Below are 3,627 nucleotides of genomic sequence, written 5' to 3'. Positions count from 1 at the left end.
GCCCCTGCCCCCGCCCGCGGGCGTCGACGCGGACGCGTCCCGTACCCGTCGCGGCCCCCGGTCGCGGCGGATCGTCCTCGTGCACCGATCTCGATCGGGGCCGGTGACACGTGCGAGGATCGGAGGCGTACCTCAGGCTCGACAGCACACGTACGCGAATGGGGAGCAGCGATGGCCGGCAAGGCGCCCAAGAGTGATCCGGTTCAGGACGCGCCGCAGGTCGCGCAGCCGAAGCATGCGGCGGCGGGGCTCCCCGCGATCGGACACACCCTGCGGATCGCGCAGCAGCAGATGGGGGTGAAGCGGACCGCGCTGACGCTGCTGCGGGTCAATCAGAAGGACGGCTTCGACTGTCCCGGCTGTGCCTGGCCGGAGCCCGAGCACCGGCACACGGCGGAGTTCTGCGAGAACGGCGCGAAGGCGGTCGCCGAGGAGGCCACGCTGCGCCGGGTCACCCCGGAGTTCTTCGCCGCGCACACCGTGGCGGACCTGGCCACCCGCAGCGGGTACTGGCTGGGCCAGCAGGGCCGGCTCACCCACCCCGTGTACCTGCCCGAGGGGGGCGACCGGTACGAGCCGGTGTCCTGGGAGCGGGCCTTCGACATCGTCGCCGAGGAGCTGAACGCCCTCGACTCCCCCGACGAGGCCCTCTTCTACACCTCCGGGCGCACCAGCAACGAGGCCGCGTTCCTGTACCAACTGTTCGCCCGCGAGTTCGGCACGAACAACCTGCCGGACTGCTCCAACATGTGCCACGAGTCGTCGGGCTCCGCGCTGTCCGAGACGATCGGCATCGGCAAGGGCAGTGTCCTGCTGGAGGACCTCTACAAGGCGGATCTGATCGTCGTCGCCGGGCAGAACCCGGGCACCAACCACCCGCGCATGCTGTCCGCCCTGGAGAAGGCCAAGGCGGGCGGCGCGAAGATCATCACGGTCAATCCGCTGCCCGAGGCGGGCCTGGAGCGGTTCAAGAACCCGCAGACCCCGCAGGGCATGCTCAAGGGCGCCGCCCTCACCGATCTGTTCCTGCAGATCCGCATCGGCGGCGACCAGGCCCTGTTCCGTCTCCTCAACAAGCTGATCCTTCAGACCGAGGGCGCGGTCGACGAGGAGTTCGTGCGCGAGCACACGCACGGCTTCGAGGAGTTCGCGTCGGCGGCCCGCGCCGCCGACTGGGAGGAGACGCTCACCGCGACCGGACTGACGCGTGAGCAGATCGACGAGGCACTGCGCATGGTCCTCGCCTCGAAGCGGACGATCGTCTGCTGGGCCATGGGCCTGACCCAGCACAAGCACGCGGTGCCCACCATCCGCGAGGTCGTCAACTTCCTGCTGCTGCGCGGCAACATCGGCCGCCCCGGCGCGGGTGTGTGCCCGGTGCGCGGCCACTCCAACGTGCAGGGCGACCGCACGATGGGCATCTTCGAGCGGCCCGCCCCGGCGTTCCTGGACGCCCTGGAGAAGGAGTTCGGCTTCGCGCCGCCCAGGGAGCACGGGTACGACGTCGTGCGGGCCATCAGGGCCATGCGTGACGACCGGGCGAAGGTGTTCTTCGCGATGGGCGGCAACTTCGTGTCGGCGTCCCCCGACACGGAGGTCACGGAGGCGGCGATGCGCCGCGCCCGGCTGACGGTGCACGTGTCGACGAAGCTGAACCGCTCACACGCCGTCACGGGCGCGCGGGCGCTGATCCTGCCCACCCTGGGCCGCACCGAGCGTGATCTGCAGGGCGGCGGCGAGCAGTTCGTGACCGTCGAGGACTCCATGGGCATGGTCCACGCCTCCCGCGGCCGTCTGGAGCCCGCGAGCCGGCATCTGCTGTCCGAGCCGGCCATCGTGTGCCGCCTCGCCCGCCGGGTCCTCGGCGAGGAGAGCCGCACGCCGTGGGAGGAGTTCGAGAAGGACTACGCGACCATCCGTGACCGCATCGCGCGTGTGGTGCCCGGTTTCGAGGACTTCAACGCGCGCGTGGCCGACCCGAACGGCTTCGCGCTGCCGCACGCCCCGCGCGACGAGCGCCGCTTCCCCACGGCCACCGGCAAGGCCAACTTCACCGCCGCGCCGGTGGAGTTCCCGGAGCTGCCCGAGGGCCGCCTGCTGCTGCAGACCCTGCGGTCGCACGACCAGTACAACACCACGATCTACGGCTTGGACGACCGCTACCGGGGCATCACGGGCGGCCGCCGGGTCGTCCTCGTCCATCCTGAGGACGCCGCGGAGCTGAAGGTCGCCGACGGCTCCTACGTGGACCTGGTGAGCGAGTGGAAGGACGGTGTCGAGCGCCGGGCGCCCGGTTTCCGGGTGGTGCACTACCCGACGGCCCGCGGCTGCGCGGCCGCCTACTACCCCGAGACCAACGTGCTGGTGCCGCTGGACGCCACCGCGGACACCAGCAACACCCCGGCCAGCAAGTCCGTCGTGGTCCGTCTGGAACAATCGGCCACCGACTGAGCGTTTGCTCAGGCAGTCAGGCCGGTATACGACCGCCGCGACGTCGCGCGGCGGTCGACGACGAACGGAGCCCCATGGGCGAGCAGCACCACGCCACGTTCCCGCAAGAGGTCATCGACGAGTACGCGGCACTCGGCGTCGACCTGGTCGCGATGTTCTCCGCGGGGCACCTGGGCACCCGCATGGGCGTGCAGATCGTGGAGGCGTCCGCGGACCGTGTCGTCGGCACCATGCCGGTCGAGGGCAACACCCAGCCGTACGGGCTGCTGCACGGCGGCGCGTCCGCCGTGCTCGCGGAGACCCTCGGCTCGGTCGGTTCCATGCTGCACGCGGGCAGCTCCAAGATCGCGGTGGGCGTCGACCTGAACTGCACCCACCACCGCGGCGTGCGGTCCGGGCTGGTCACCGGGGTGGCCATACCGGTGCACCGGGGGCGCTCGACCGCCACGTACGAGATCGTCATCAGCGACGAGGCGGGCAAGCGGGTGTGCACGGCCCGGCTGACCTGTCTGCTGCGGGACGTCCTGCCGGCCGACGCCCAGCGGGCCACGGGCGGCTGACCGTCGCAGAGCCCGCGGGCGCCGGACGCTGGCGGACGGCGACGGGCGGGTCTAGCTTTCGGGGCATGGGAACGGGAGGAGCCTCCGGGTGGGGGGCCGCCCTGGGACCGGCGCTGCTGATCTGCGTCCTGGTCACCGGGTGCGGGGCGCCGGGGACGGACGACGGACCGGCCGGGCCGCGGACCGGGGGCCCGGCGTCGCCGTCGGCCGAGCCGCCCGAGGCGCTGTGCGCGCGGATCGTCTCGTACTGGTCGCTGAGGACACTGGACGAGGACGGCTACGGCGACTACCAGTCCATGGGGCTGTCGAACGGCCAGTACGACATCCTGCGCGAGGTCCTCGACGCCGCCCGGGCGAAGGAGCGGCGCGCCGGCCGGACGGCCGCAGAGCGGCTCGTCGGCGAGGAGGCCCGCGCCCGCTGCGCGAAGCTGTACCGGGACGGCAACTCGACCGAGGGACCGTGGAGTTGAGTGGCGTCGGGCCCGTGGAACCGGGCGAGGGGACGCGCGCCGAGGACGACCTCCCCGGCCTGGGCGCCCCGCCACCGCCGGGGCGCCTCGCCCCGCTGTTCGCCCGGCACCGCCGCGCCGCCCTCGTCACCGGCGCCGCCCTCGCC

At 72.5% G+C, this 3,627-nt stretch carries 3 protein-coding genes; all 3 read left to right on the top strand.

The annotated features are described in order from the left end of the window. The first annotated feature begins 171 nt into the window (after positions 1–171). The 3 genes from AOK15_RS38830 to AOK15_RS38820 all read left to right on the top strand — a co-directional run bounded on the left by AOK15_RS38830 (position 172) and on the right by AOK15_RS38820 (position 3,481). The gene (locus tag AOK15_RS38830; RefSeq protein WP_055523632.1) at positions 172–2,451 is read left to right on the top strand and encodes an FdhF/YdeP family oxidoreductase; all 2,280 of its coding nucleotides are present in this window, start codon (positions 172–174) and stop codon (positions 2,449–2,451) included. Positions 2,452–2,525: 74 nt separating this feature from the next. Continuing rightward, a complete protein-coding gene (locus AOK15_RS38825) occupies positions 2,526–3,011 on the top strand; it encodes a hotdog fold thioesterase (protein WP_055523630.1) in 486 nt (161 codons plus the stop codon). A 65-nt stretch (positions 3,012–3,076) separates the two neighbouring features. Beyond that, positions 3,077–3,481, top strand: coding sequence for a hypothetical protein (locus AOK15_RS38820; protein ID WP_055523628.1), 405 nt, complete (start codon positions 3,077–3,079; stop codon positions 3,479–3,481). Positions 3,482–3,627 lie beyond the last annotated feature (146 nt).

Source organism: Streptomyces ossamyceticus (assembly GCF_001418475.1).
GTDB classification, from domain to species: Bacteria; Actinomycetota; Actinomycetes; order Streptomycetales; family Streptomycetaceae; genus Streptomyces; species Streptomyces ossamyceticus.
The sequence above is the reverse complement of the archived record's forward strand: the minus strand, read 5'-3'. Positions and strand labels throughout refer to the sequence as shown.

Excerpts from the sequence above, each read along its gene's own strand:
- AOK15_RS38820 (WP_055523628.1), top strand. The coding sequence starts at position 3,077 with ATGGGAACGGGAGGAGCCTCCGGGTGGGGGGCCGCCCTGGGACCGGCG.
- AOK15_RS38825 (WP_055523630.1), top strand. The coding sequence starts at position 2,526 with ATGGGCGAGCAGCACCACGCCACGTTCCCGCAAGAGGTCATCGACGAG.
- AOK15_RS38830 (WP_055523632.1), top strand. The coding sequence starts at position 172 with ATGGCCGGCAAGGCGCCCAAGAGTGATCCGGTTCAGGACGCGCCGCAG.